30 protein-coding genes are annotated in these 25,440 nt (G+C 38.0%); 8 read left to right on the forward strand and 22 right to left on the reverse strand.

The window, feature by feature from the left end; translation table 11 throughout:
* Nucleotides 1-335 precede the first annotated feature (335 nt).
* A complete protein-coding gene (locus LZZ90_RS00005; RefSeq protein WP_237788632.1) occupies nucleotides 336-1,568 on the reverse strand; it encodes an ABC transporter permease in 1,233 nt (410 codons plus the stop codon).
* Nucleotides 1,569-1,574: 6 nt separating this feature from the next.
* Between LZZ90_RS00005 and LZZ90_RS00010 the strand changes: the two genes are divergently transcribed.
* Nucleotides 1,575-2,798 (forward strand): exo-beta-N-acetylmuramidase NamZ domain-containing protein, encoded by a 1,224-nt coding sequence (locus LZZ90_RS00010; RefSeq protein ID WP_237788633.1) that lies wholly within the window; start codon nucleotides 1,575-1,577, stop codon nucleotides 2,796-2,798.
* Between the two features lie 29 nt (nucleotides 2,799-2,827).
* On the opposite strand, the gene LZZ90_RS00015 is transcribed toward LZZ90_RS00010, so the two are convergent.
* Both LZZ90_RS00015 and LZZ90_RS00020 read right to left on the reverse strand, forming a co-directional pair.
* Nucleotides 2,828-3,169: a VOC family protein gene (locus LZZ90_RS00015; protein ID WP_237788634.1), complete on the reverse strand. Its 342-nt coding sequence runs from the start codon at nucleotides 3,167-3,169 to the stop codon at nucleotides 2,828-2,830.
* A gap of 35 nt (nucleotides 3,170-3,204) precedes the next feature.
* Nucleotides 3,205-3,702 (reverse strand): YkgJ family cysteine cluster protein, encoded by a 498-nt coding sequence (locus LZZ90_RS00020; RefSeq protein WP_370640580.1) that lies wholly within the window; start codon nucleotides 3,700-3,702, stop codon nucleotides 3,205-3,207.
* A 64-nt stretch (nucleotides 3,703-3,766) separates the two neighbouring features.
* Here LZZ90_RS00020 and LZZ90_RS00025 point away from each other — a divergent pair, with 64 nt between their 5' ends.
* The gene (locus tag LZZ90_RS00025; protein ID WP_237788635.1) at nucleotides 3,767-4,477 is read left to right on the forward strand and encodes a bifunctional 2-polyprenyl-6-hydroxyphenol methylase/3-demethylubiquinol 3-O-methyltransferase UbiG; all 711 of its coding nucleotides are present in this window, start codon (nucleotides 3,767-3,769) and stop codon (nucleotides 4,475-4,477) included.
* Between the two features lie 46 nt (nucleotides 4,478-4,523).
* Here the strand turns inward: LZZ90_RS00025 and LZZ90_RS00030 are convergent, their stop codons facing one another.
* The 10 genes from LZZ90_RS00030 to LZZ90_RS00075 all read right to left on the reverse strand — a co-directional run bounded on the left by LZZ90_RS00030 (nucleotide 4,524) and on the right by LZZ90_RS00075 (nucleotide 12,424).
* Nucleotides 4,524-4,928 carry a DUF2059 domain-containing protein gene (locus LZZ90_RS00030; protein ID WP_237788636.1) on the reverse strand — a complete coding sequence of 135 codons (405 nt, stop codon included), beginning with the start codon at nucleotides 4,926-4,928 and terminating at the stop codon, nucleotides 4,524-4,526.
* 20 nt (nucleotides 4,929-4,948) lie between these two features.
* Entirely contained in the window at nucleotides 4,949-5,716 is a 768-nt protein-coding gene (locus LZZ90_RS00035) for an energy transducer TonB (RefSeq protein WP_237788637.1), read from the reverse strand.
* A gap of 1 nt (nucleotide 5,717) precedes the next feature.
* Nucleotides 5,718-6,350, reverse strand: a complete 633-nt coding sequence (locus LZZ90_RS00040; RefSeq protein WP_237788638.1) for a 7-carboxy-7-deazaguanine synthase QueE — start codon at nucleotides 6,348-6,350, stop codon at nucleotides 5,718-5,720.
* Nucleotides 6,351-6,554: 204 nt separating this feature from the next.
* Nucleotides 6,555-8,231 carry a tetratricopeptide repeat protein gene (locus LZZ90_RS00045; RefSeq protein ID WP_237788639.1) on the reverse strand — a complete coding sequence of 559 codons (1,677 nt, stop codon included), beginning with the start codon at nucleotides 8,229-8,231 and terminating at the stop codon, nucleotides 6,555-6,557.
* Between the two features lie 21 nt (nucleotides 8,232-8,252).
* Nucleotides 8,253-9,194 carry a PstS family phosphate ABC transporter substrate-binding protein gene (locus LZZ90_RS00050; protein WP_237788640.1) on the reverse strand — a complete coding sequence of 314 codons (942 nt, stop codon included), beginning with the start codon at nucleotides 9,192-9,194 and terminating at the stop codon, nucleotides 8,253-8,255.
* 28 nt (nucleotides 9,195-9,222) lie between these two features.
* Nucleotides 9,223-9,450 (reverse strand): hypothetical protein, encoded by a 228-nt coding sequence (locus tag LZZ90_RS00055; RefSeq protein ID WP_237788641.1) that lies wholly within the window; start codon nucleotides 9,448-9,450, stop codon nucleotides 9,223-9,225.
* 1 nt (nucleotide 9,451) lies between these two features.
* On the reverse strand, nucleotides 9,452-10,273 hold the full coding sequence (locus tag LZZ90_RS00060; protein WP_237788642.1) for an energy transducer TonB: 822 nt from the start codon (nucleotides 10,271-10,273) through the stop codon (nucleotides 9,452-9,454).
* Nucleotides 10,274-10,300: 27 nt separating this feature from the next.
* Nucleotides 10,301-10,861, reverse strand: coding sequence for a biopolymer transporter ExbD (locus LZZ90_RS00065; RefSeq protein ID WP_237788643.1), 561 nt, complete (start codon nucleotides 10,859-10,861; stop codon nucleotides 10,301-10,303).
* A gap of 19 nt (nucleotides 10,862-10,880) precedes the next feature.
* Nucleotides 10,881-11,495 (reverse strand): biopolymer transporter ExbD, encoded by a 615-nt coding sequence (locus LZZ90_RS00070; RefSeq protein ID WP_237788644.1) that lies wholly within the window; start codon nucleotides 11,493-11,495, stop codon nucleotides 10,881-10,883.
* Nucleotides 11,496-11,593: 98 nt separating this feature from the next.
* Complete coding sequence (locus LZZ90_RS00075; protein ID WP_237788645.1) at nucleotides 11,594-12,424, reverse strand: MotA/TolQ/ExbB proton channel family protein; 831 nt, start codon at nucleotides 12,422-12,424, stop codon at nucleotides 11,594-11,596.
* A gap of 337 nt (nucleotides 12,425-12,761) precedes the next feature.
* Here LZZ90_RS00075 and LZZ90_RS00080 point away from each other — a divergent pair, with 337 nt between their 5' ends.
* Genes LZZ90_RS00080 through LZZ90_RS00095 form a run of 4 tightly spaced genes read left to right on the forward strand, consistent with a single transcriptional unit; the run spans nucleotide 12,762 to nucleotide 15,483 of the window.
* Complete coding sequence (locus LZZ90_RS00080) at nucleotides 12,762-14,279, forward strand: helicase HerA-like domain-containing protein (protein WP_237788646.1); 1,518 nt, start codon at nucleotides 12,762-12,764, stop codon at nucleotides 14,277-14,279.
* The gene (locus tag LZZ90_RS00085) at nucleotides 14,279-14,647 is read left to right on the forward strand and encodes a DMT family protein (protein ID WP_237788647.1); all 369 of its coding nucleotides are present in this window, start codon (nucleotides 14,279-14,281) and stop codon (nucleotides 14,645-14,647) included. Before LZZ90_RS00080 ends, LZZ90_RS00085 begins: the two co-directional genes overlap by 1 nt.
* A gap of 5 nt (nucleotides 14,648-14,652) precedes the next feature.
* The gene (locus LZZ90_RS00090; protein ID WP_237788648.1) at nucleotides 14,653-15,105 is read left to right on the forward strand and encodes a DUF4440 domain-containing protein; all 453 of its coding nucleotides are present in this window, start codon (nucleotides 14,653-14,655) and stop codon (nucleotides 15,103-15,105) included.
* Nucleotides 15,106-15,117: 12 nt separating this feature from the next.
* Nucleotides 15,118-15,483 (forward strand): cupin domain-containing protein, encoded by a 366-nt coding sequence (locus tag LZZ90_RS00095; protein WP_237788649.1) that lies wholly within the window; start codon nucleotides 15,118-15,120, stop codon nucleotides 15,481-15,483.
* Between the two features lie 22 nt (nucleotides 15,484-15,505).
* Here LZZ90_RS00095 and LZZ90_RS00100 read toward each other — a convergent pair whose 3' ends face one another.
* The 4 genes from LZZ90_RS00100 to kynU form a co-directional block, all read right to left on the reverse strand.
* Nucleotides 15,506-16,849: an NAD(P)/FAD-dependent oxidoreductase gene (locus LZZ90_RS00100; RefSeq protein WP_237788650.1), complete on the reverse strand. Its 1,344-nt coding sequence runs from the start codon at nucleotides 16,847-16,849 to the stop codon at nucleotides 15,506-15,508.
* A 131-nt stretch (nucleotides 16,850-16,980) separates the two neighbouring features.
* The gene (locus LZZ90_RS00105) at nucleotides 16,981-17,391 is read right to left on the reverse strand and encodes a glycine zipper family protein (protein WP_237788651.1); all 411 of its coding nucleotides are present in this window, start codon (nucleotides 17,389-17,391) and stop codon (nucleotides 16,981-16,983) included.
* A gap of 130 nt (nucleotides 17,392-17,521) precedes the next feature.
* Nucleotides 17,522-18,598, reverse strand: a complete 1,077-nt coding sequence (locus LZZ90_RS00110) for an agmatinase family protein (protein ID WP_237788652.1) — start codon at nucleotides 18,596-18,598, stop codon at nucleotides 17,522-17,524.
* A gap of 26 nt (nucleotides 18,599-18,624) precedes the next feature.
* Nucleotides 18,625-19,908 carry a kynureninase gene (gene kynU, locus LZZ90_RS00115; protein ID WP_237789170.1) on the reverse strand — a complete coding sequence of 428 codons (1,284 nt, stop codon included), beginning with the start codon at nucleotides 19,906-19,908 and terminating at the stop codon, nucleotides 18,625-18,627.
* Between the two features lie 105 nt (nucleotides 19,909-20,013).
* Here kynU and LZZ90_RS00120 point away from each other — a divergent pair, with 105 nt between their 5' ends.
* Nucleotides 20,014-20,745, forward strand: coding sequence for an SIMPL domain-containing protein (locus LZZ90_RS00120; protein ID WP_237788653.1), 732 nt, complete (start codon nucleotides 20,014-20,016; stop codon nucleotides 20,743-20,745).
* Between the two features lie 31 nt (nucleotides 20,746-20,776).
* A complete protein-coding gene (locus LZZ90_RS00125; protein ID WP_237788654.1) occupies nucleotides 20,777-21,220 on the forward strand; it encodes an SRPBCC family protein in 444 nt (147 codons plus the stop codon).
* Nucleotides 21,221-21,265: 45 nt separating this feature from the next.
* Here the strand turns inward: LZZ90_RS00125 and queA are convergent, their stop codons facing one another.
* The 5 genes from queA to rsgA all read right to left on the reverse strand — a co-directional run bounded on the left by queA (nucleotide 21,266) and on the right by rsgA (nucleotide 25,432).
* Nucleotides 21,266-22,315 carry a tRNA preQ1(34) S-adenosylmethionine ribosyltransferase-isomerase QueA gene (gene queA, locus LZZ90_RS00130; RefSeq protein WP_237788655.1) on the reverse strand — a complete coding sequence of 350 codons (1,050 nt, stop codon included), beginning with the start codon at nucleotides 22,313-22,315 and terminating at the stop codon, nucleotides 21,266-21,268.
* A 114-nt stretch (nucleotides 22,316-22,429) separates the two neighbouring features.
* Nucleotides 22,430-23,653, reverse strand: a complete 1,224-nt coding sequence (gene aroA, locus LZZ90_RS00135) for a 3-phosphoshikimate 1-carboxyvinyltransferase (RefSeq protein WP_237788656.1) — start codon at nucleotides 23,651-23,653, stop codon at nucleotides 22,430-22,432.
* A 1-nt stretch (nucleotide 23,654) separates the two neighbouring features.
* Complete coding sequence (locus tag LZZ90_RS00140) at nucleotides 23,655-23,981, reverse strand: nucleotide pyrophosphohydrolase (RefSeq protein WP_237788657.1); 327 nt, start codon at nucleotides 23,979-23,981, stop codon at nucleotides 23,655-23,657.
* Nucleotides 23,981-24,433, reverse strand: a complete 453-nt coding sequence (gene dtd / locus LZZ90_RS00145; RefSeq protein WP_237788658.1) for a D-aminoacyl-tRNA deacylase — start codon at nucleotides 24,431-24,433, stop codon at nucleotides 23,981-23,983. The genes LZZ90_RS00140 and dtd overlap by 1 nt, the downstream gene beginning before the upstream one ends.
* 18 nt (nucleotides 24,434-24,451) lie before the next feature.
* Entirely contained in the window at nucleotides 24,452-25,432 is a 981-nt protein-coding gene (gene rsgA, locus LZZ90_RS00150; protein WP_237788659.1) for a ribosome small subunit-dependent GTPase A, read from the reverse strand.
* Nucleotides 25,433-25,440: the final 8 nt, after the last annotated feature.

Below are 25,440 nucleotides of genomic sequence, written 5' to 3' on the forward strand. Positions count from 1 at the left end.
TTTGTTCCAAACTTTTATACACCTTTTTTTGATCTTTTTTGGGCGATTTTTCATAACTCTCTGATAACCATTTCCTAACCTTCAAAAGTTTTTTTTATTATTTTTTGAAGCTGTGCGTTGAATTGGCACTTTACCCGTTTTCTCTATACTATATATAGGTAGAAAGTAGTTTTCACTATACTATATATATGTATAAAGATTTTTAAAAGTATCCCGAAAAACCACAAAAGCCCATCCCCTAGCCCCGATTGCAGTGGAAATCCCGTAGCATAGCGAAGGAATTGTAACGAAAAGCGGGAATTGCGCATCCGAATAAACCCGAAGTCTCGCTCCAATTAATCAAATCGGATAGCTTTGACCGGAGAAATTTTGGTAATGATATACGAAGGAATCAATAAAACCAACAAACATATAAGTATAGTCCCGGCATTCAAAGCCAAAACATGGAGCGGATTAATAACCACAGGGGCCACACTTACATAATAATTTTCCGGATTCAGCTTCACGATCCCAAAATATTTCTGAACAAGCAACAATCCGATTCCAATTAGATTCCCCCAAAAGAGTCCGCGGAAAATTAAATAAGCTGCATTGTACAAAAATATTTTTCGAATACTCCAGTTATTGGCTCCGATTGCTTTTAAAATCCCGATCATTTGAGTACGCTCCAAAATGAGTACCAACAACGCCACCACCATATTAATAGTCGCAACCACCACCATAATAATAAGGATGACCAGAATATTAAAATCAAACAATTTTAACCATTCAAAAATATTGAAGTACTTCTCCTGAATCGTTATACTATTATAGGTAGGCGGAATTTCCTGGTACACTTCCTCTCCTTTTTCTTCGATTTTTGAAAAATCATCAATGAACACTTCAAACGAACCTACCTGATCGGGTTGCCATTTATTGATGCGCTGCAAATGACGAATATCTCCTAATATATAGGTAGCGTCAAATTCCTGCAGACCGGAATTGTAGATCCCGACGATTTTGAAATTGCGAAGGTTTGGCAGTTTACCTTCTTCCTTCATAAAATAAGTATTGAATTTATCACCGACTTTCAACTCAAGACGATTAGCCAAATACTGAGAGATGATCACTTCAGGATTTAAATTGGATCTCAAATCTGGCAATCTTCCCTGCACAAGAAACTCTTCGATGTTCGACCATTGATAATCTTTACCCACTCCTTTAAAAACGACCCCTTCAAAGGCTGATTCCGTTCGGATGATTCCCGCTTTACTGGCAACAGCCTGAACATGACTGATTCCTTCAACACTTTTAAATTTTGGATAAAAATCTTGGTTAATGGAAATTGGATCAACACTTACCTCGGATTGATTGTCGTCGTAATTTGAAATAATGATGTGCCCGTTAAAAGCCGAAACCTTTTGGCGTATTTTTTGCTGCAATCCAATACCGGTCGCCACCGAAGCAATCATCATGATACTACCAACTGCAATGGCAACAATTGCAATTTTTATTATTGGTGCAGATATACTACTTTTATGGTTTTTAGATCCCGTAAGTCGTTTGGCTATAAAATATTCTAATTTCAAAAGGTTATGATTTCAAATTCGATGTTCAAAAATACAGTTTTATTCTTGGTTTTGGCGATTGTTTCGTGTGGAAATTCAATTAAGACACGACAAGCAGAGCCAAAGCAAAAAGAGCCAACAGCAACTTCAGAAGAAAAAACTGCTCTTGAGATAAAAACCGGAGCGGATAATTTCGAAGCGTATCTTCCTTTACTGAAAAATAAAAAAGCAGGCATCGTAACCAACCAAACGGGAATTCTAACCAACAAAATTCATTTGGTCGATTTTTTACTGGAGAAGAAAATCAATGTTTCAAAGATTTATGCTCCTGAACACGGCTTCAGAGGAACTGCCGATGCCGGCGAACTCATCAAAGACGGAAAAGACACAAAAACCGGTTTACCAATTATTTCGCTTTACGGCAACAATAAAAAACCAAAACCGGAACAACTGACCGGAATTGACGTAATGGTTTTCGATTTACAAGATGTAGGTGCGCGCTTTTACACCTACATTTCTTCGCTGCATTATGTAATGGAAGCCTGTGCGGAAAATAATATCCCACTAATAGTATTAGACCGACCAAATCCGAATGGAGGCATTGTAGATGGGCCCATTCTCGAGAAAGAATTTACCAGTTTTGTGGGAATGCACCAAATTCCGGTGTTACATGGAATGACTATTGGCGAATATGCAAAAATGATTAATGGGGAAAAATGGTTGAAAAATGGAACACAATGTGACTTAACCGTGATTCCGTGTTTGAATTACAAAAGGGAAATGCCGTACAGCTTACCGGTTAAACCGTCACCAAATCTTCCGAATGACCAAGCGATCAATTTATATGCAAGCTTGTGTTTGTTCGAAGGCACCAATGTAAGTATGGGACGTGGAACCGAAAAACAATTTCAGATTTATGGCTCGCCATTTTTACCCAAAAGTGATTTCAGCTTCACTCCCGGGCCTAATCTTGGAGCCAAAGACCCAACTTATAACGGAAAACTATGTTTTGGAGAAGATTTATCCAAAGCAGAAAAAGTAAAACGTTTGGAATTAAAATGGCTGATCAAAGCCTATCAGACAACTGCAGACAAAACAAAGTTCTTTAATGATTTTTTCACCAAACTTGCCGGAACCAAAAAACTGCAACACCAAATTGAAAGCGGAGTTTCAGAAAATGAGATTCGAAAAAGCTGGGAACAAGGAATTTTGAACTTCAAAAAAACACGAAAACCTTACCTTATATATTAATAAAAAAAGAGCTCAAATTGAGCTCTTTTTTATTCTTCTATATCCTGACCAAATTGGAGTAAGTAGCCATTATTATCATAAATCGCAAATTCGCGCATACCCCACTCAAAAGTTTCAATTTCATAACAAACTGGTGCTTTGTCTTTCAATTGCTCCCAAACTTCTTCCACATTGTCTACGTTAATATAAAAGGAGCCCGTAAAAGCAGGCTTATCAAACGGAGTATGTTCATTGGGCCTAGCCAACATAAGTTCCACTTCTTCCTTATGCAAGGCTGCCCATCCCCATTCCTCATTATATTCTCTGCAAGTAAAACCTAGAATTTTGACGTAAAAATCGATCGTTTCTTTAAGTTGTTGTGTCCAAAGCATAGGACGTAATGCTTGAAATTTTGCCATAGTTCTTTTTATAAAGGTAGTTTCTTTTTCATTTCCTCCACTATATTATAAGCCGCAGGGCAAATTGCCACATTTTTTAAGGTGAGATTGGAAATCTGCTGAAACTTTTTTCGGTCGGTATGAGGAAATTCCCGACACGCTTTAGGGCGCACATCGTAAATCATGCAATAATTCTCTGCATCCAGAAAAGTACAGGGAACATTTTGCAAAACATAATCGTTGTCTTCATCAATTCGTAAATACTGATCAATGAATTGTTGCGGCTTCATACGAAAGTGCTTTGAAATCCGTTCGATATCGGCAGAAGTAAAAAGAGGCCCGGTAGTTTTGCAGCAGTTCGCACATTTAAGGCAATCGGTTCGCTTAAATTCGGCGTCATGAAGTTCCTGCATTACATAATCCAGATTCTTTGGTGTCTTCTTTTTCAGCTTGTCGAAATACTTTTTGTTTTCGTTATGCTTATCTTTGGCAAGCTTTTGAATTTCGTTTAAAGAGGGTTTCAACATTAGTATTAGATTTCAAAATGCAAAGTTAAACAACTTTAAACATTAAAACTTTAAATTTCAGATAATGAAAGATCTTTTCGGAAAAGCCATATTAGATTTTCAAACCAACAATGATCCGCAGGATCTGATTACCGAAACTTCGATTTCAGAAGCTGATGAAATGAGTGTAGCTTATTTGTTTCGCGGTTATAACGAAATGCCCAAGATGGAACAAAAAGCACTCGATCTGGCAAAAGGCAAAATTTTGGATGTAGGCTGTGGTGCGGGAAGCCATGCGCTATACCTTCAAAACGACAAACAAATGGATGTTACCGCCATAGATATTTCAGCCAATGCCATTAAAGCTTGCCAATTAAGGGGTGTAAAAAATACTCGAGTTCGAAATGTAATGGATCTTGAGAAAGAAAAGTACGACACCATTCTGCTAATGATGAACGGAGCCGGTATGTGTGGAAAATTAAAAAAAATCAGTGCTTTTTTACAACATCTAAAAAGTATTTTAAATGAAAACGGTCAGATTTTATTAGACAGTTCCGACATCATTTATATGTTTGATGAAGATGAAGACGGAGGAAAATGGATTCCTACCGATACTGATTATTACGGTGAACTCATTTTTAATATTGCATACAAAGGAGAAAAGGAAGAGCCTTTTGACTGGATGTACATTGATTACAATACCTTACAAAATGCAGCGCACGCCAACGGCTTAAACTGCGAACTGGTTTTGGAAGGCGAACATTTTGATTACCTGGCCAAACTTACCCACTTATAACAAAAAAAGCCGAACAAATTGTTCGGCTTTTTTGAATGCAAATTGATTATTGCATATATTTCATCATAATTCCTTGCAATCCTGCACCCCATTCTTGAGCAGCTGCTGTAACTTTCTCTGTTAACGCATCTCCTTTTTGAGTCATTTTTTTCCCGATTGGACTGTCGTAGAATTTCAACATTTGTTTGATGTCGTCGTGGGTGTACTCCTGCATGTACACTTCAGCTACCTTATCATAGTAAGAAGGCAACGATGCGTCAAATTCCACTAAAAAGGCAGCCTGTTTTTCGGCAGGAATCATTTTTAAAATTTGTGTTTTTGCCATGTTCATTTGTGAGCTTGCGGTAACTTTTAAAACTTTTAAAACATCAGATTTAAAAGCTTCTTTTGTTTGTGCTGATCCTAAATTCGCCACAAGAACAAGTGCGAATACAAAAAATAGTTTTTTCATTGTTTTGGTTGTTATAAATATTAATTAATAATTAACGTGATTGCTAAAGTCGATTTCATTTTAACTTTCTTTCCATTTTGCATTGCCGGAATCCATTTTGGCCCATTGGAAAGGAGCTTAACAACTTCATCCACTAGAAGCCTACTATTATCCGAAATCCTAAGAAGTTCAACATTGGACAAACTTCCCTCTTTATCTACAATAAAAGTAGCCATTATTCGCAACTCATTTTTGATTTTTGTGGGGTTTGTAAAGTTTTTCATGAAATAATCTCTAAAAGCGGAATCACCTCCTGGAAACTTTGCCGGTTTTTCAACTGCCACATAAATTTTCTCATCTGCGCCTTCATTGTCTTTTTCATTAGAAACAACTGATTGCTGTTTTTCCTGATTCAAATTTTGCTGTGCCCTTTTGAAGGTAAAGGGTATCTTATATGTCGTTGAAAATGGTTTTCCGTTACGCGTGGCAGGTTGCCATTTTGGAGAAAGACGCAAAACCCTGATCATTTCCAATGCAGAATCACCCCCTAAATCTTTTACAATCCTAATGTTTTTAAGTTCTCCAAGTTCGTTGATCGAAAAAGCGCAGATTAATTGTCCTTCTTTTTCAATTTTGGTCTTATCGAGATTTGTAAAAACAAAATCTGCAAATTTATTCAAGTCTCCACCTTGAAACTTAGCTTCAACTTTATCGCCGTCTAAATAAACTTCATCTTCGCCTCCAATTTGAGAAAAAACAGAGTTACACAACAACAATAAGAAAACAACAAGAGCAGATTTTTTAAACATTTTAAGGGATATTCAGGTATTTATGCGTTTGTAAAGATACGCGCCATTTCGGATTATTCATAACATAATCCACAATTAACGGGGTCATTTCTTCTTTTTTACTCCATTCCGGCTGCAGAAAAAGAATGGCTTTATCGTTTACTTTAGCTGCCTGTTCTTCGGCAAAAATAAAATCGTGTTTGTTGTGAATGATAACTTTTAACTCATGCGCCGATTGGTAAGCTTCTTCAACCGGTAATTTGGTTTTCTTGGGAGAAAGGCAAAACCAATCCCAACTGCCCGTTACCGGATAAGCCCCCGAGGTTTCAATATGCACACGAAGTTGCTGTGCTTTGAGCTTATTGGTTAAAGTAGTCATGTCCCAAGTTAAGGGTTCTCCACCGGTTACCACAACCGTCTCTGCATATTTTTTAGCATTGGCTACAATCACATCTGTGGCTGTTGGCGGATGCAATTCCGCATTCCAGCTTTCTTTCACATCACACCAGTGGCAACCTACATCACATCCTCCAATTCGGATGAAATAGGCCGCGGTTCCGGTATGATAGCCTTCTCCTTGTATGGTATAAAACTCCTCCATTAAAGGCAACATTTCGCCTTTTTCAACTGCAATTTGTATTTCTTTCTTTAACATTTTAATCCAAAATAGTCTGCAAAGATAGTTATTTTCAAAATGATTCCCGAGAATTCCCTTAGTTTCCCCTTTAGCCCTGATGGGAGCGGCACCTTGTAGAGCGGACAGCAGGAATTACCTTTGCAAAAATCCCCGGAGATTCGCTCCAAAAAAACAAAAACCGACAACTTGCGCTATCGGTTTTTAGTATAATGACGCTTAAAATTAAGCTTTTAATGCTTTCAAAGTTTTTGCAGCGTAAGCATTTGCAGGATCTAAAGCAATTAATTTTTCAAGGTTTTCAATTGCTTTTGCCTTTTCAGAACTGTTAGCGTAATGTGCACCTACAAAAGTATACGCCTCGATCAAGTTCTTTTTAGTAGCTGGTTTTGCTTTTTCCGCATCACCTTTAGTGTTCACGATTTTTACGTATTCCTCGTAAGAAGCCAACGCCACTTTTTTAGATTCCGGAGTATCCATAGCATCGTTTACACGCGCTTTGTAAAAATACGCATCCTGAGTTGTTGGCGATACTTCAATTACTTTTGAAAAAGCAGCATCCGCTTTAGTCAATTGATCTTTCGGTGAAGTTTTCTCATCGTAATCAAAATACAATGCATAACCTAAATAGAAATTATCATACAGATAGTTTTTCGATTTCGGGTTTTTGATGGCTACCTCGAACAATTTCGCAGCATTTTTATACAATTTCTCTTTAAACATTTTCTGTCCAAGAGGATTCAATTCATTTGCGATTACCGGATCTTTATCTACGGCTTTGTGCATTTCTGCAACTCCTTCGCTAAAGATTTTATCATCGTAAGTTCCGTCTGCTTTTTTAGCCTCAGCCATTTTGGTAAGTCCTAAATAAAGGTAATCTCTTGCGATAATTCTTTTTGGCTCAACTTTAGAGAAAAACTCCGTTAACGCTTTTGAACTCTCTGCAAAATTTCCGTTTTCGTAAGCGGCATATCCTAAATAACGGTAAATACGAGGATTTACATTATTTAATTTTTTCATTTCGTTGGCTTCTTTCTCAAGCGCTTTATAATCTTTAGCCAAGATCAAGAAGTCTGCATGACGCATACGAGAATCTACTGAATAATCGGTAAGGCTCATGTATTTTTCATAATACCCTAAAGCTTTTGCGATGTACTCGTTGTATTTTGCCGGCTCACTTTGTGCCCAAAACGAATAGGTTTCAGCAAGTTCACGATAAACCGGTCCGTAACTAGGATTGATCTTTACGATTTCTTCAAATGAGCTAACCGCTTCACCAAAAGCTTTTGCATTTTTAGTAATTGCAGCCAATTTCATTTTAGCAGCCAATAATGAATTGTCTAAATCATAGGCATTTCTATACGCACTGAATGCTTCGTTGGTGTTTTTGTCTCCAAAATAAGCATTACCTAACACATAATAAGCCTGAGCATTTTTATCGTCAATCAAAAGTACCTTTTTGGCAGCTTCAACCCCTTTTTTGTAATCCGGGTTTTCCGAATTCACATAGGCTCTGGCAATTAACAACAACTCGTCTACATCTTTTTTCTTGATGTTTGCAGTGGCTTTATTGAAATTATCCTGAGCAGCAGCCACTTTTTTGTTGTCCAAATCGATTTGTCCTAAACCGATAAGGTTAAGCGTACCTCTGTCTTTACTGGCAATACCTTTATTGAAGAAGATCATTGCAGAGTCTGTCTCGGATTCTCTTAAATAAACATCTCCTAAATAGAAAAAGTTTTTCCCATTATCCGGATTTGTTTTCACTAACGCTTTTAATATTTTTTTAGCTTTATCATACTGTTCCGCATCAATAGCCTTTTTAGCCTGCTCTAAATCCTGAGCAAAAACCGAAGAGGACAATCCAAGTAGTAATAAACTTAAAATCTTTGAACTTTTCATTTCTAAAACTTTTTAATACAATTATTTATTTTTTTCAATTTCGCTTCTCAACTCAATTTTTCTGGTTGGAAAACGAGAAGGAATCAGGCCGGACTTCAGTATAATTCGCTGTCCTTGCTGTCCTGCTATATACGATGCAAATCCCATGCCTAAACCGGTAGATCCCTGGAAATTTAACAAATATAATTTTCGAGTCACCGGATAACTCCCATCTGCAATATTAGTTTGATTCGGTTTAATAAATCTATTTTTTTCCTTAACTTTAACATTTTCAACGCCTAAAACCTGAATTTTATCAAGATAAGGCTGTAAATCTTCGGTCGGCTGAAAAATCCAGTTAACTCCTAAAACCCCAACAGCACCCTCATGTTCTGTAACGTATTTTATTACTTCTTTATTGGAATTCACCGAAAAAACATTCTCTTGCGGTAAAGTATCAACTCCGGCAAGCTTTTTTAATTCTCTTACCGTACTGGAATTCGGATTATCGAAAACCAGTGATTTATTACCCTTCGTTTTTTCGCCTTTCATTATTGAAATGACCTCGTTAAGGGTCAGGGTGCTATCCTGAGCTTTTTTGTTTCCGATAAACGTAATTGCATCAACCGCAAATTCCGTAATACGCGGATATACTTTTTTTGTGTTGTTAAAATAACTAATTTCCGAAGAATCCAAAGAACGGGACATAATGGCAATTTGCCCTTTGTTTTCATGAATAATTTTCAAAATCTCATTTTCCGGTTTACTTACCAGCTTCAATTTAACCCTTTTGTATTCGTTCTCAAAAAGAATCGCCAGGTCTTCAACAATTGGAAAAACGGTTTCGTCAACCAAAACAGTTGTACTTCCGGTAACTGCAGTTTCATTTAGTTTAGCCGCTGTGGTCTCTTTGTCTTTACAACCTACAACTGCGATGCTTGTCAAAGCTATAACTAAAAAAAGGACATAAAATATTTTTCTCATAAGCGCATCTAAATAGCTTTAAGCCACTTTATTCTTCTGTTTCTGATTCCAAAAGCCTGTAAAAGCGAAAAGCCGCATAAACAATTAGCAAAACCCCTAATATGATTCTCCTGGTATAAGGAATTTCAACCGGCATGCTTTTCCATACAAACAAAGTTACACCTAAAAACAGATACAATCCTAAAAAGACAAGTCCTAAAACAAACAGAAATCGCTGTTGTGGCGATTTCTGCTTAAAATTCTGAAATAATTTCATATTAGTTTGCTACCTGAATAGTAATCGGTAAGGTAAATTGTGACCTAACAGGACGACCATTTTGAATAGCCGGTTTCCATTTAGGCATACTTTTCAAAACTCGGATAGCTTCTTTTCCTGCTGCAGGATATCCACCGTCTCTCAAGACTTTTACTTCCGTAAAGCCTCCATCTTTTTCAACAACGAATCCCAACATCACACGAATTTGAGAAACACCTTCGTCTACTTCCGGTGCATTGAAAGAGCTACTGAATTTTTTGTAAAATCCAGCCATTCCACCAGGTGGTTCAGCGGTAACTTCTACAGCTACATATACCTTGTTGTCGTCTTCAACAACCTGATTCCCTTTATCTCCATCTCCAACAGGCTGATCGATTACGATGTCTCCCGCATCTTTATCTCCTTTTTGGTTTTTTTGACCCGGATCTGCTTCTTTCAAATCTTCCACCGTTGGTGGATCTTCATCACGAACCAACTCTTTCTTAACCACTTTTGGTGGTGGGAATTTCACCTGATCGTTTACCGATTTTGGTGGTTCAGGTGGTGGAGGTGGTGGTAAATCTTCTTTTGGTGGAGGTGGCAACAATGCAGTTTCAATTACTTTGTCCATGTTTTCCTTTTCATTATTAGCAAGATTCTCGTTAATAATGTTTTTTACCACAGGAGCCGCAATTGCTGCAGCAAACAAGAAAGCTCCGATTAAAAGAGATCTTGTTGTGGTTTTAGGATTCTCTGAACGCAATTGGTATGCACCATAAGCCTTGTTACGGCCTTCAAAGACCATATCAATCCACTCGGTTTTAAATATGTTTAACTTTGACATAATTATAATTTTAATGGTTAAAAAGAATTATTTGGTTAACAATCCTTCTTTATCCAACATTGCGTTTTCTTCTGGTGTAATATCAACAATCGCATAAGTAGGTACTTTAGCGATAGCCATCTCATCCAAAATATCTACTAAGTTTCTATAAGTAGATTTTTTACTTGCTTTGATCAAAACGATTAATCCTTTTTTAGGATCACCATATTTAGACAAAACTGTTTTTTCTTTATCCAACAGTTCTTTTCTAACACCGTTTTTACCATACCCAACTTTTGTTGGCCCTTGAATAGGTTTGTCTGGTAAACCATAATACCATACAATTTGGTTTTTCTCTCCCAAAAGCAAAGTCATGGTACGGTCGTCAGCAACGTCTAAAACTGGCTCGTCTTTTTTCTCTTGATCTTTATCCGGCATGGCCAAATTCATGGATTGAGGCTTTGACAATGACGTAGTAAGCATGAAGAAAGTAATCAAAAGGAATGCCAAATCCACCATCGCGGTCAAATCGACACCTGCATTTTGTTTTTTACTTCTTACATGGCCCTTCTTGCCACCGCCGCCACCGCCGGTATTTAATTCTGCCATTTTACAGTACTTTTTTTAATTAAAAATCTTCACTTCTTAAACCAGTAACCAAGAAGAACTTGTTTACCTTTTGTTGCTGAAGGATATCAATTACCTTTTTAACGGTTGGATACTCTTCTTTTGCATCTCCTTTGATTGCCACTTTCAATTCAGCTCCGTGAACGTCTTTAGCTGCAAAACGCGCTGCCAAAATCCATTCTCTTAACTGATTATCCAAAGAATCGTATGGAATACCTTGTTGTACACCAGGCTTGTTTCTATCGTCTCCTTTTAAAGCAATCAACTGTTTAAGATTTCCTACCGGAACACCAAATCCATCGATCAAAGAGAAACGCTTAGTTTCATCTTCGGTAAATGTAATTTTGTATTTCTCAGCAATTTTACCCAAAGCATCTCTTCGAAGATCTTGCCCTGTCATTCCAAAAAACACCTTTTTATCTCCTACGGTAATCGTTGCCAAATCGGTATCCGGCAATTTCGTTTGAACTGTAGAAGCTGGCGTGTCAACAGGAAGAGCCTCCGGAACTTTAGCCGTAGATGTCATTACGAAGAACGACAACAACAGGAACGCTACGTCACACATAGCCGTCATGTCAATCTTCGTGCTTTTCTTTGACATTTGAACTTTTGCCATTTTCTTTTGTTTTATAATTGATGATACATTTCAGAATTAGAAAATACCGTTGATTCATCAATATCTATTAATAAATAACTTTTAATTGCTGCAGAAAATTATCCACGAGCTTTCATTCTTCTGTAAGCCTGAGTAATAGCGAAACCAGCCTCGTCGATAGAATAAGTTAATTTATCAATTTTAGATGTAAACACGTTGTACATGATGATCGATAATGTAGATGTACCGATACCAGTAGCTGTATTAATAAGTGCCTCAGAGATACCTGTTGCTAGAGCAGCCTGGTCAGGAGCACCCGCAGCAGCTAATCCAGAGAACGCTTTAATCATACCTGATACCGTTCCTAATAATCCCATTAACGTACCAATAGATACTAAAGTAGCGATGATTGTCATGTTTTTCTCTAACATTGGCATTTCTAATGAAGTAGCCTCATCGATTTCTTTCTGGATAGATTCTGTAGCTTTCTCACTGTCAAAACCTTCTTTTCTTACTTCCTGGTATTTAATTAAACCAGCTTTCACTACATTAGCAACTGAACCTTGTTGAGTATCACACTCATTCATTGCCTCATCAATTTTACCTTGTCCGATTAAAACCTGAACGTTTTTAACGAAAGCCTCAACATTACCTTTACCGGCAGCTTTAGAAATAACGAAGAATCTCTCGAAAGAGAAAACTACCGCCATTAAAAATAATCCCATCAACGCTGGTACGATAAATCCTCCTTTGTAAACCATCCCTAAATAGTTTCCTGGTAGTGGGTGACCTTCTGGATCGTTGTTTTCAAAGTTTGAAGGGTGACCCATTACGAATTTCCATACTAGAAATCCGATAACTAAACAGATTACAATTGTTAAACCTGCAAAAAAGTTTGAACTTTTAGAGCTAGCTCCATTCTCAACAGTTTCGTTAGATACGTTTGTCATTTTTAAAAAATTTTAGTTTTTCGATTTATTTAACTTAATTTCTTACACACATTTTCAATGCATAAGAGTCGCAAATTTATGTTTTTAGAGGAAATAAAAAAACAAATTAAACTTTTTTTACAGGTTCTTTATAAATAATTTAACCTAGAAAACATGTTTTGTTTTAAATCTTTTCCCATATATTAACATAACTTTAATTTTATAACGCTTAATTGTTAATTTTATTCTAGGTGTCATTTGTTATTTTCATAATTATTTAAAAACACCCAATTTCATGTAAAGTTAATACTATTATATTTGTAAATAAAAACAATCTTACAAGAAAATACCTCCTTATATGTCAAATTCAAATTTTTCAGAACAAATCAATGCCGGGTACAGCTGCAGCGGAGAACATATCATTTTGGGCGCCGCCATTTTAAATGGTGAAGCAATAGCCGATACACAAATAAAAATTCCTCTAAAAACAATTAACAGACATGGTTTAATTGCCGGAGCTACCGGAACAGGAAAAACCAAAACAATACAGGTTTTATCGGAACAGTTGTCGCAAAACGGAATTCCGGTTCTGATGATGGACATTAAAGGAGACTTTTCCGGAATTGCCGCACAAGGCGAAGAAAAACCGTTTATCACAGAACGTCATGCAAAAATTGGAATCCCTTATCAAGCCAAAGCTTTTCCAGTAGAGTTAATGACTTTGTCTGAGCAGAACGGAGTGCGTCTAAGAGCAACGGTTTCCGAATTTGGCCCGGTATTATTTTCCCGTATATTAGACTTAAACGACACCCAAGGCGGAGTAGTTGCCGTAATTTTCAAATACTGTGACGACAATAAAATTCCGCTTTTGGATTTAAAGGATTTCAAAAAAGTACTTCAATACGCCACCGAAGAAGGCAAAGATGAATTTGAACAGAACTACGGAAGAATTTCCACCTCTTCCACCGGTTCCATTCTAAGAAAAGTGATCGAATTGGAACAACAAGGTGCTGATGTCTTTTTTGGAGAACTTTCTTTTGATATCGACGACTTGATGCGCATTGATGAAAACGGAAACGGCTACGTAAACATCATCCGCCTGACGGACATTCAGGACAAACCCAAGTTATTTTCCACTTTTATGTTGAGTTTACTGGCAGAAATCTATCAAAAAATGCCTGAAATTGGCGATAGCGGAAGACCTGAATTAGTAGTATTTATTGACGAAGCGCACCTAATTTTCGATCAGGCCAGCAAAACCTTATTGGATCAAATTGAAACCATTGTAAAACTGATCCGCTCTAAAGGAATCGGAGTATATTTTATCACCCAAAACCCAACCGATGTTCCTTCCGGAGTTTTAGCACAGTTAGGTTTGAAAATCCAGCATGCTTTACGCGCTTTTACGGCCAACGATCGAAAAGCCATCAAAATGACTGCCGAAAACTACCCGCTTTCCGATTTCTACAAAACAGAAGATGTGATTACTCAATTAGGAATTGGTGAAGCTTTTGTTACTGCCTTAAATGAAAAAGGAATCCCAACACCTCTTGCAGCCTGTATGATGCGCGCGCCGATGAGTCGAATGGATATTTTAACAGAGGCAGAAATCGCGTCCATCAACAATAATTCCAAATTAGTTAAAAAATACAATCAGGAAATTGACAGCGAAAGTGCCTATGAAATCCTGAACAAAAAAATTGAGCAAGCGACAGCTCAAGCTCAGGAGCAAGAAGAAACACAAGCTGAAGAAAAAAGAAAAAAATCAGAACCGAGTACCGCAGAAGTGATTGGTAAATCGGTAACAAAAGTGGTTACCAGCGCATCATTTATCAGAGGTGTTTTTGGCATCCTTACTAAAATGTTTAAAAAATAATGCGGGCTTTTTTCACCATTGGTTTATTAGTCCTTTCCAACGTTTTTATGACTTTAGCCTGGTACGGACATTTAAAATTCAAAGAACTGAAGTGGTTTGAAAACGCGGGCTTAATTACGATAATATTAATCAGCTGGGGCTTAGCTTTATTTGAATATTGCTTTCAGGTTCCGGCCAACAAGATTGGATTTCAAGGCAACGGAGGACCATTTTCTTTGATGCAACTAAAAGTAATTCAGGAAGTAATCACACTTATAATTTTCGTGATTTTTTCGATGTTGTTTTTCAAAAACGAAACCTTTCGCTGGAATCATGCCGTAGGTTTTTGCTTTTTGGTTTTAGCTGTGTATTTCATCTTCAAAAAATAAGTATTATGAAAAAGAAATTTGCATTGACAGTACTGATCGCATCGTCTTTATGGATAAGCTGTACCACAAAAGTTGAAACCAAAAACACCGAAGATTACAAAGCAGAAATCTTCAAGGCCGAAAAAGATTTTGAAACAACCGTAGCCAAAAAAGGCATCGCAGAAGGCTTTTATCAGTTCGCAGATGAAAATGCAACGATAAAAAGAGAGCAGGACACTTTGATTACCGGAAAAGAAAACATCAAAAAATACTATTCCAACCCGAAATTCAAAAAAGCATCCGTAACTTGGAAAGCAGATTTTGCCGATGTTTCCGTATCAGGTGATTTGGCTTATACCTATGGAAAATATGCCTGGACGGTAAAAGACTCTACAGGCAACTCAAAAACCTTCAAGGGTGTTTTCCATACGGTTTGGAAAAAACAAGATGACGGAAACTGGAAATACGTTTGGGATTAAACTTCAATTATTATGAAAAAATATTTTATTCAAAACGCTCCGTTCGTAGTACCAACTACTGACGGTAAACTAATCGAAGAACATCACGGTTTGGCTACAACCGCCAACAAAGAAATTTCAATCGCCCACATGATTGCGCCACCGAACTGGAGCGAACCTTTTCAAAGGCCGGAATTTGATGAGTACACCTATATAATAAAAGGAAAAAAACAGTTTATTATAGATGGAGAAACCGTAATTCTCGAAGCAGGACAATCCATAAAAATTGAGCGTAACGCACGAGTGCAGTATTCCAATCCTTTTTCGGAACCATGCGAATACATCGCCATTTGCACGCCGGCCTTTAGTATGGATTTGGTACATCGCGAAGAACTATAAAAAAAGAGACTAAAAGTCCCTTTTATTTTTTCAGCAATTCCAGAATCTGATTTTCTACCACTTCAGTATCCCAAATTTGTTCAATATTTTCAATACTCAGAACTTGCTCCATAATTTTATTTTGCTTATCTCCTTCTGCCAAGGCTTCTGAATAAGGCTGGTGACTAAAAGTTACTCTACTGTATAAAGGTACCCATTTTTCGGGATGCTTATCGGAAAACCACTTTTCAATTTTCTTTTGCAGATGGAATTTTGAATCTGCTGTTTTGGAACTCATTTCCATAAAATTGCGGTAAGACAGTTCCGCAATTGCATCTGTATTAGGTTTACGCGATTTTTGATACTCTTTGAAAATTGTCATCCAATCATCCCCGTACTTTTCCATTAATTGATTTAGGATTGTAATATCTTCAAAACCAGCATTCATACCATGACCATAAAAAGGAACTATCGCATGAGCCGCATCCCCTATCAAAGCTACTTTATCCTCATACGCCCAAGGATAACACTTCATGGTAACCAGATAACTGGTCGGGTTTTTAAAAAAGTCCTCTACCAAATCTGGAATTACTTCTTTAGTATCGGGAAAATGCTTGGCAAAAAAGGCTACTAAGGATTCCTTATCCTTCAGTTTTTCAAAAGAATTTTCTCCTTCATGCGGCATAAAAAGGGTACAGGTAAAACTTCCGTCGGGATTGGCTAACCCCATCAGCATAAACTCACCTCTTGGCCAGATGTGCAATGAGTTTTTATCAATTTTATGTGTTCCGTCTGGATTTGCCGGTATATGCAATTCTTTATAACCAACAGGTATAAAATCCTGAGAATAGTTAAACATGCTCTGACGCTGCATTCGGTGACGCACCCTTGAGAAGGCACCATCAGCTCCGAAAACGATGTCGTAATCCAGCTCATTCCATTGGCCTCGCTCTGTTTCTCCCTCATGCAAAGTCGCAGTGGTCAAGGTCACATCCCAAACTTTCGTATCGAAGAAAAACTCAACACCCGCAGCTTCGGCCAAGTCTACCATTTTTCTATTCAAAACACCTCGCGATAAAGAAAAAATGGCTTCGCCGTCCTTCCCATAGTACTGGTAGCTTAATTCACTATTGGCCATATGGATGGCACGCTTATCCACTGGAATCCCAATCTTTTTGATCTCATCGTCCAAACCGATTTCCTGCAACGTCCTCCAACCCCGATCAGACATCACCAAATTAATGGAACGCCCAGAAAACTGAACTTTTCGAATATCATGACTACGATCGTAAACATGAACGGTATGACCTGCTTTTTTGAGGTAAATTGCCAATAGTGTCCCGACTAATCCAGAACCAACTACGGCTATTTTTTGGGGAGTTTGCATTGATCTTTTCTTGAATAGATTACAAATGTAACGATAATAGCAATTTAATATCGTAATAAACTCGGATTTTATCAAAGAAAAAAGTGTCCAACATTTTACTTGTCGGACACTTTATATATTATTAAAACTCGTTATTTTTTCTTTTGACTCTCATCAATGATTGCTCCGGTTCCGGCACCAACACCTGCTCCGGCCAATCCACCAATAATTGCACCTTCACCTTTCTTTTTACTTACTGCTGCACCTGTCACAGCACCAACACCGGCTCCAATCAAAGCACCTTTAGCAGCTCCGCTCATTTTTTTTCTCTGAGGAGCCGCTCCTTGCGATGTATTATTGACAACCACTACTTCTTTTTTTGTGTTTTCAGTCGTTTTACTGTTTTCCGCCATTTTAACCGAATCGATTATTCGTTGTTTCTCCATGGCTATTTTCATGGAGTCAATAGTGGCCTGTTTAGCTAATTCACTATTCTCCTTTTGCATATCCTTACAAGACAACACCATCACAAACAACATCCCTAAAACTACTAACTTTTTCATAACTATTTGTTTTTAAAGTACTAGACAAAATAACTACCAAAACCTTTCATAACCCTTATATAATTTTCACAAAAAGTTATAGGATTCCAATAAGACACAAAAAAAGCGAACTCAAAAGTTCGCCTGCATTTTAAAACTGTATTTTCTGGCCCACGTTCAAACCATTGTTTTTAGCTAAAATCCCGCACATATGAAACAACATACGAGCTCCTACATTTCCGTCCCAGTCATCATCTCCCGGAGCAACTTCCACTAAATCAAACCCGATGATTTCTTTCCCGGAATCCGCTAATAAATTAAAGAGGTAAGCGGCCTGTTCAAAGGAGAAACCTCCTGGAACCGGAGTTCCCGTATTTGGACAATACCACGGATACATTCCATCAATATCAAAGGAAATACAAACTTTTTGTGGCAATTGGGCAATTATCTCTTCACATTGTTGTTTCCAGTTTTTACCTTCAAACTCCTGAGCTTTCAGATCGCTGTCGCTGTAAACTTTAACCCTTCCGTTAGATGCTTTAACCACATCTACCTCTTGCTCGCAAAAATCGCGGATTCCCACCTGAACAATTTTCGAAATCTGTGGAAGCTGTAAAGCATTGTACATGATCGAAGCATGGGAATACGTAAATCCTTCATAGGCAATGCGCAAATCCATGTGAGCATCCAAATGCAGAATTCCGAAGTTTTCATATTGACTCGCCAACGCTTCGTAGTAACCCAGTGGAGTTGAATGATCTCCACCCAAAAGCACGACTTTTTTTCCCTGTTTTACCCAATGCAAAACACGCTCTTTCACTTCGGTATGCAATTCTCTGCATACTTTATTGATTTTATCCAAATCCGATTGCAAGGCCGGAAAAGTAGCTACATCTTCACCTGCTTCCAAGGCCTCAATAATCGGCTGTGCTAATCCTTTATATTTTTCGGAGTTTTTTGCCCAATGACTAGGCGCCTGATCCATATAAATTCCCAATTTCCACAATTCCGGAAAATCCTGATGGTTCAAATCTACCTGAAAGGAAGCATCCATAATTGCCTCAGGTCCTTCAGAAGCACCCGCTCCATAACTTACCGTTACTTCCCATGGTACCGGAACCACAATAATCTCACTTTGATCAGCCGAAAACGGCAATCCAAATACCGTAGCATCGGCTAAACCTGGCTGCGACGGATCGAAATTCGCTATAATTTGTTCTTTTGTCATTGTATCCTTTTAATTAAAACGCAAAGTTACGCTTTATTCAAGATTCCTTGTTTTAAAATCTGTCCGAAATCGTACATATCTTCGAAGGAACAGTAAAAAGGAACGGGTGCCAATCGAATAACGTTTGGTTCTCGCCAATCGGTAATTACACCGTTTTTCATTAAATAATCAAATAATGCCCTGCCTTGTCCGTGAAGAAACACTGATAATTGACAAGCTCGTTCTTCTTTGTTTTCCGGTGTGATGATTTCAAATTCAGTTCCCTCAATTTCTTTATCCACCTCATGCAAAATGAATTCAAGGTAAGCAGTAATCAAGTCGCGTTTTGCAATAAGTTTATCCATTCCAACTTCAGCAAACATTTCAACCGAAGCCAAATAAGGCGCTAAGGAAATCACTGGAAGGTTACTCACCTGCCAACCGTCTGCCCCTCGAACTGGATCAAATTGAGGCTCCATTTTAAAACGGCGCTCTTTATTATGACCCCACCAACCGGCAAAACGCGGTAAATCAGTATTGTTGTGGTGTGCTTCGTGGATAAAGATTCCGGAAACGTTACCTGGTCCCGAATTCATATATTTGTAACTGCACCAAGCGGCAAAATCAACACCCCAATCGTGCAAATTCAATTTAATATTACCCGCAGCATGCGCTAAATCGAAACCTACATAAGCGCCATGTTTATGACCTGCTTCCGTGATGGTTTTCATGTCAAAAACCTGTCCGGTATAATAATTTACTCCTCCGATTAACACCAAAGCCAGCTCATCACCTACTTCATCAATTTTAGCTAAAACATCCTCCATCCGAATATTGTGTTCCCCTTCGCGACGTTTGATTTCCACAATGGCATCTTTAGCATTCAATCCGTGAAAATGCACTTGGCTCTGGAACATGTATTGATCGCTCGGAAAAGCCTTCTCTTCACAAATAATTTTATATTTCTTAGCCGTTGGACGGTAAAAAGAAACCATCAATAAATGAAGATTCACTGTTAAGGTATTCATCACTGTCACTTCTGAAGGTTTTGCGCCCACAATACCACTTAAGGGAAGTGCGAAACGCTCCTGGTAGTCCCACCAGGGTTTTTCTGCATAAAAATGACCTTCAACCGCCAGTGCTGCCCAATCGTTCATAATTTCATCCACATAAGCTTTGGTGCGTTTTGGCTGAAGCCCTAACGAGTTTCCGGTAAAATAAACTACCTCTTTCCCGTTTACCTTGGGAAAAATAAACTCCTCACGGTACTTTCTAAGTTCATCCTGAGCATCTAACTGCCTAGCAAATTCTCTGGTATTTTCGAATGTCATTTTCATAGTTTTTGGTGGCGCAAAAATAAGAAAATTTAATAATTCACGTTAACAATTATAAGGACGATATTTCATACATTTATAACACTTAAAACCCTATTCGTTATGAAAAACAACGTAAGTACCCTTATCATGGCATTAGCAATTATCATCGCTGCATTTCTGTTTTCCAGTGCTTTTAAGAATCGAAACCAAAGTAATGACACCATAAGCGTTACCGGATTGGGCAAACAAGATTTCACTTCTGATTTGATTGTTTGGAGCGGATCGTTTTCCAGAAAAAGCTATACCTTAAAAGAAGCCTATGCTTCCTTAGATATTGACAGAGAAAGCATTAAAAAATACCTTGTTTCTAAAGGAATTGGAAACGATGAAATTGTTTTTTCCGCTGTGAATTTCAACAAGGATTTCCAAACCACTTACAACGAAAACGGCACTACCAGAGAGCAGATTTTCACCGGTTTTTCATTAACTCAAAACGTGACCATACAATCAAAAAACGTAAATAAAATTGAGAACATCTCCAGACAATCCAGCGAACTGATCAATACCGGAATTGAATTTTACTCCAATCCGCCCGAATATTATTACACCAAACTGGCCGAACTTAAAATAAAAATGATAGCCGAAGCCACCAAAGATGCCCAAACCCGCGCAAAAAGCATTGCTGAAAATGCCGGTGCAGACTTAGGAAACCTGAAAAAATCGGACATGGGTGTGTTTCAGATTACCGGGCAAAACTCTTCGGAGGACTTCTCTTATGGAGGCTCATTCAACACTACTTCTAAAAATAAAACCGCAAGTATTACGGTAAAGTTGGTTTATCAGGTAGATTAAGTATATTTGAATACCAAACCTAAAACTACTTATGAAATACACTACCGAAATTGAAATCAATCAGCCGATTGACAAAGTAATTGCTCTGTTTGACAATCCGGAGAACATGACCAAATGGATGGAAGGACTCGAGAGTTTCGAACATTTAAGCGGTGAAGCCGGTCAACCCGGAGCCAAATCGAAGCTGAACTTTAAAATGGGAAAACGCAAAATGGAGATGATCGAAACCATAACCGTGAGAAACCTTCCGGAAGAATTCAGTGGCTATTACGAAATGGACGGGGTTACCAACCATATCAAAAATAAATTTATTGCACTTTCCCCAAACAAAACGTTATACAAAACAGAAAGTGATTTTGTAATCAAGAATAATTTCGTGATGAAACTATTTTCAATACTAATGCCTTGGATGTTTAAAAAACAAAACCTAAAATACCTGGAAAGTTTTAAGAAATTTGCAGAAAGTCAGGCATAAAAAAAAGCGTTCAATAAATGAACGCTTTTTATATTTATTTTAGGATTACAAAATCAGCATGGCATCACCATACGAATAGAATTTGTATCCTTCTTTAATTGCTTCATCATAGGCTTTACGCATCAAATCATGACCACAAAATGCTGAAATCATCATTAACAAAGTAGATTTTGGCGTGTGGAAATTTGTCACCATACAATCCGCAACACTAAAATCGTAAGGAGGATAAATAAACTTATTAGTCCATCCGGTAAACGGATTTAAAGTTCTTGAGGAAGAAACCGAACTTTCCATAGCACGCATGGTTGTTGTACCGATAGCACAAACGCGTTTTTTATTTGATTTTGCCTTATTAACAATATCACAAGCCTCCTGATCGATTACCATTTCTTCGGAATCCATCTTGTGTTTAGACAAATCTTCAACTTCCACAGGATTAAAAGTTCCTAAACCAACATGCAAAGTTACCTCTGCAAATTCAACCCCTTTGATTTCAAGACGTTTCATCAAATGCTTTGAAAAGTGTAATCCTGCAGTTGGTGCTGCAACAGCTCCTTCTTCTTTAGCATAGATCGTTTGGTAACGCTCGGCATCTTCCGGAGTTACTTCACGGTTGATGTATTTAGGGATCGGAGTTTCACCCAATTCTAATAATTTTTCACGGAATTCTTCATACGAACCGTCGTATAAGAAACGTAACGTTCTACCACGAGATGTTGTGTTATCGATAACCTCAGCTACTAACGAATCATCATCTCCAAAATATAGTTTATTACCGATACGGATCTTACGTGCCGGATCTACCAAAACATCCCACAAACGTTGTTCTGCATTCAATTCTCTTAACAAGAATACTTCAATTCTTGCACCGGTTTTCTCTTTGTTCCCGTAAAGACGCGCAGGGAATACTTTAGTGTTGTTAAGCACCATCACATCGCCTTCGTCGAAATAATCTAAAATATCTTTAAATAATTTATGCTCAATAGTTTGTGTTTTTCTATTCACCACCATTAAACGTGCTTCGTCTCTGTTTTCTGCAGGGAATTCGGCCAGTAATTCAGCCGGAAGATTAAAATTGAAATTCGATAACTTCATTTTATGAATTTTAAATTGAGTGCAAATATACTATCGCCAAATAGGCGTTGTCAAGTGTTTTGGCTTTTATTTTAACAAATCACGATGTAATGCAGTAAAACCAAGACTTTCGGTTTACCTTTCAGAAATCTGAAAACCAATGTTTTTTAAATCGTTCCAAAAATCCGGGTACGATTTAGAAACCACTTCTGCCTCTTGAATTACAAGATCTGTTTTCAAAGCCAAAGGCGCAAAAGCCATGGCCATACGATGGTCTTGATAAGTAGCAATTTCAATACCGGAACGAATATTTTGAGCAGGTTCAAGCGTAAGAGAATCTTCCGTAACAGAAACCCTTGCTCCCAGTTTGCCCAATTCGTTTTTTAAGGCAAGTAAACGATCTGTTTCTTTTATTTTTAAGGTATGCAATCCGGTCAAATGACAGCCAACTCCCAGGCCGAAACATGTTACTGCTATGGTTTGAGCAATGTCGGGGGAGTTGTTTAGATCACGGCTTATCGGTTGTAAAATACAGGCAACTTTTTCAAGAAGTAGTGTATTTTCTTCAAATGTGGTTTCAACACCCAAATCGCGGTAAATTTCCATCAAAACCGAATCACCTTGCAAGCTGTTTTTTTTATAACTGGACAATTGGATTTGAGTACCAACTTCGGATAAAGCAACTATGGAATAAAAATAAGAAGCCGAAGACCAATCCGATTCAATTATAAATTTTGAAGCCGGAATTTCAAATTTAGGTTTAACCTTAAAGATTTGCCCTTCAAATTCCGCGCTAATCCCTAATTCTTTTAAAACCGCTAAAGTCATTTGAATATAAGGAACGGAAGTTATTTTTCCTTCCAAAGTCAATTCTAGACCGTTTTGCAGTTTTGGAGCAATTAAAAGCAGGGCAGAAATGTACTGACTGCTTATATCTGCCGGTAGAGAAACTTTATTCTCAACAAGTTTTTTTCCTTTTATCCTAAGCGGGGGAAAGCCTTCGTTTTGTTCGTAATGAATCTCGGCACCTAGTTGACGTAAAGCTTCCACTAAAATTTTAATCGGACGTTCTTGCATTCGATTAGAACCCGTAAGCACAACCTCATTCGCATCCTGAACAGCAAAATAGGCCGTCAAAAAACGCATTGCTGTTCCGGCGTGATGAATGTCTTTCAAAGTTTCTGAACCGGAAAGAGCCTTAAGCATCACTTCAGAATCGTCCGAATTAGAAGAATTTTCCAGGATCAGGTTCGGATACAAAACCTGCATCAAAAGCAGCCGGTTGGTTTCCGATTTTGAACCCGAAACCGCAATTGTCGCCTTTGACTTAATTTTTGACACCTTTAGCCTTAAATTCAAACTATTTCAGTTTTTCGTTATTGTGATGGCGATCGTGGTCGCGTTTGGTTTTCATATCCATTTTCTTATCGAAAGCCGCCTGTAAATCTACTCCGGTTTGGTTGGCAAGACATAACACTACAAAAACCACATCGGCCAATTCTTCACCAAGATCTTTGTTCTTATCGCTTTCTTTTTCGGATTGTTCGCCGTAACGACGCGCAATAATTCGGGCCACTTCGCCTACTTCTTCCGTAAGCTGCGCCATATTGGTCAATTCGTTAAAATAACGGACACCGTGATTCTTAATCCAATTGTCTACTTCTAGTTGAGCGTTTTTTAAATCCATTATTCTTTATTTTTTGTATCAATTATGATGGTTACCGGCCCATCGTTGATTAAAGCCACTTTCATATCGGCACCAAACACTCCGGTTTGTACTTTTTTACCCAATTCGGTTTCCATTTGCTTTACAAAACGTTCATAAAGCGGAATAGCAATATCGGGCTTGGAAGCTTTAATATAAGACGGTCTATTTCCTTTTTTAGTGGAGGCATGCAAGGTAAATTGGCTTACTACGATCATTTCCCCATCAATGTCTTTTACCGACAGGTTCATTACACCATTCTCATCTCCAAAAATGCGCAGATTGACAATTTTAGCCGTAAGCCACTCCAGATCTTCTTTAGTGGAAGCATCTTCAATGCCTATCAAAACCAACAATCCTTTTTGAATCTCGGCCACTTTTTCACCTTCAATAGTTACAGAGGCTTGGGCCACTCTTTGTATTACGGCTTTCAAATCAACTTGAATTTAATATTATGACTGACGGGTTTGGTCGCTGGCTATACGATCTTCTCCGTAAATGTCGGTGCGGTAGTGCTCGTCATCTCCTTCTAAAATCTGAAGGTAACTTTTGTAGCGCGACCAGGCAATTTCGTCTTTTTCCAAAGCCGCTTTCACCGCACAATTCGGTTCTTCTTTATGCAGGCAGTTGTTGAATTTACATTGATCTTTCAAAGCGAAAAATTCCGGAAAATAATCCCCAACTTCCTGTTTTTCCATATCTACAATTCCAAAACCTCTAATTCCCGGGGTATCAATAATTTTGGCATCAAACGACAAATCAAACATTTCTGCAAAAGTGGTGGTATGCTGTCCTTGGGAATGTGAATCGGAAATCTCTTTGGTCTTTAAATTTAGACCCGGTTCCAAAGCATTTACCAAAGTGGATTTTCCAACTCCCGAATGTCCTGAAAACATCGAAACTTTACCCAGCATCATTGCTTTAAGTTCTTCCAGACCTTTCTTTTCTTGGGCAGAAACCCGAAGGCATTTGTACCCAATTTGCGAATAAATGTATTGCAGATACAATTGCTCATCCAGCGTAGCCTCGTCGTAAGTATCAATTTTATTAAAAACCAATACCGCCTGAATGCCATAAGCTTCTGCCGTTACCAGAAAACGATCAATAAAACTAGTCGTCGTTGGTGGATTGTTGATTGTGACCAGTAAAAAAACCACATCAATATTCGTAGCAATGATATGGGTTTGCTTGGACAGGTTTACCGATTTACGAACGATGTAATTTTTCCGCTCATGAATATTGGTAATTGTCCCGGTGGTTACATCGGTAGTATCTTCCAATTCATAATCAACACTATCGCCCACAGCAATTGGGTTGGTACTTTTAATTCCTTTGATGCGGAATTTCCCTTTGATGCGGCATTCCAAAAAAGTACCGTCCTGTGTTTTTACAGTGTACCAGCTTCCGGTTGATTTATAAACGATTCCTGTCATGTTGCAAA

Source organism: Flavobacterium sp. SM15 (assembly GCF_022012335.1).
Classification (GTDB): Bacteria; Bacteroidota; Bacteroidia; order Flavobacteriales; family Flavobacteriaceae; genus Flavobacterium.

What these genes read in the sequence shown, in the direction of transcription:
- LZZ90_RS00010 (WP_237788633.1), top strand. Translation starts at nt 1,575, where the DNA reads ATGATTTCAAATTCGATGTTCAAAAATACAGTTTTATTCTTGGTTTTG.
- LZZ90_RS00015 (WP_237788634.1), bottom strand. Translation starts at nt 3,169, where the DNA reads ATGCTTTGGACACAACAACTTAAAGAAACGATCGATTTTTACGTCAAA.
- LZZ90_RS00020 (WP_370640580.1), bottom strand. Translation starts at nt 3,702, where the DNA reads ATGTTGAAACCCTCTTTAAACGAAATTCAAAAGCTTGCCAAAGATAAG.
- LZZ90_RS00025 (WP_237788635.1), top strand. Translation starts at nt 3,767, where the DNA reads ATGAAAGATCTTTTCGGAAAAGCCATATTAGATTTTCAAACCAACAAT.
- LZZ90_RS00030 (WP_237788636.1), bottom strand. Translation starts at nt 4,928, where the DNA reads ATGAAAAAACTATTTTTTGTATTCGCACTTGTTCTTGTGGCGAATTTA.
- LZZ90_RS00035 (WP_237788637.1), bottom strand. Translation starts at nt 5,716, where the DNA reads ATGTTTAAAAAATCTGCTCTTGTTGTTTTCTTATTGTTGTTGTGTAAC.
- LZZ90_RS00040 (WP_237788638.1), bottom strand. Translation starts at nt 6,350, where the DNA reads ATGTTAAAGAAAGAAATACAAATTGCAGTTGAAAAAGGCGAAATGTTG.
- LZZ90_RS00045 (WP_237788639.1), bottom strand. Translation starts at nt 8,231, where the DNA reads ATGAAAAGTTCAAAGATTTTAAGTTTATTACTACTTGGATTGTCCTCT.
- LZZ90_RS00050 (WP_237788640.1), bottom strand. Translation starts at nt 9,194, where the DNA reads ATGAGAAAAATATTTTATGTCCTTTTTTTAGTTATAGCTTTGACAAGC.
- LZZ90_RS00055 (WP_237788641.1), bottom strand. Translation starts at nt 9,450, where the DNA reads ATGAAATTATTTCAGAATTTTAAGCAGAAATCGCCACAACAGCGATTT.
- LZZ90_RS00060 (WP_237788642.1), bottom strand. Translation starts at nt 10,273, where the DNA reads ATGTCAAAGTTAAACATATTTAAAACCGAGTGGATTGATATGGTCTTT.
- LZZ90_RS00065 (WP_237788643.1), bottom strand. Translation starts at nt 10,861, where the DNA reads ATGGCAGAATTAAATACCGGCGGTGGCGGCGGTGGCAAGAAGGGCCAT.
- LZZ90_RS00070 (WP_237788644.1), bottom strand. Translation starts at nt 11,495, where the DNA reads ATGGCAAAAGTTCAAATGTCAAAGAAAAGCACGAAGATTGACATGACG.
- LZZ90_RS00075 (WP_237788645.1), bottom strand. Translation starts at nt 12,424, where the DNA reads ATGACAAACGTATCTAACGAAACTGTTGAGAATGGAGCTAGCTCTAAA.
- LZZ90_RS00080 (WP_237788646.1), top strand. Translation starts at nt 12,762, where the DNA reads ATGTCAAATTCAAATTTTTCAGAACAAATCAATGCCGGGTACAGCTGC.
- LZZ90_RS00085 (WP_237788647.1), top strand. Translation starts at nt 14,279, where the DNA reads ATGCGGGCTTTTTTCACCATTGGTTTATTAGTCCTTTCCAACGTTTTT.
- LZZ90_RS00090 (WP_237788648.1), top strand. Translation starts at nt 14,653, where the DNA reads ATGAAAAAGAAATTTGCATTGACAGTACTGATCGCATCGTCTTTATGG.
- LZZ90_RS00095 (WP_237788649.1), top strand. Translation starts at nt 15,118, where the DNA reads ATGAAAAAATATTTTATTCAAAACGCTCCGTTCGTAGTACCAACTACT.
- LZZ90_RS00100 (WP_237788650.1), bottom strand. Translation starts at nt 16,849, where the DNA reads ATGCAAACTCCCCAAAAAATAGCCGTAGTTGGTTCTGGATTAGTCGGG.
- LZZ90_RS00105 (WP_237788651.1), bottom strand. Translation starts at nt 17,391, where the DNA reads ATGAAAAAGTTAGTAGTTTTAGGGATGTTGTTTGTGATGGTGTTGTCT.
- LZZ90_RS00110 (WP_237788652.1), bottom strand. Translation starts at nt 18,598, where the DNA reads ATGACAAAAGAACAAATTATAGCGAATTTCGATCCGTCGCAGCCAGGT.
- kynU (WP_237789170.1), bottom strand. Translation starts at nt 19,908, where the DNA reads ATGACATTCGAAAATACCAGAGAATTTGCTAGGCAGTTAGATGCTCAG.
- LZZ90_RS00120 (WP_237788653.1), top strand. Translation starts at nt 20,014, where the DNA reads ATGAAAAACAACGTAAGTACCCTTATCATGGCATTAGCAATTATCATC.
- LZZ90_RS00125 (WP_237788654.1), top strand. Translation starts at nt 20,777, where the DNA reads ATGAAATACACTACCGAAATTGAAATCAATCAGCCGATTGACAAAGTA.
- queA (WP_237788655.1), bottom strand. Translation starts at nt 22,315, where the DNA reads ATGAAGTTATCGAATTTCAATTTTAATCTTCCGGCTGAATTACTGGCC.
- LZZ90_RS00140 (WP_237788657.1), bottom strand. Translation starts at nt 23,981, where the DNA reads ATGGATTTAAAAAACGCTCAACTAGAAGTAGACAATTGGATTAAGAAT.
- rsgA (WP_237788659.1), bottom strand. Translation starts at nt 25,432, where the DNA reads ATGACAGGAATCGTTTATAAATCAACCGGAAGCTGGTACACTGTAAAA.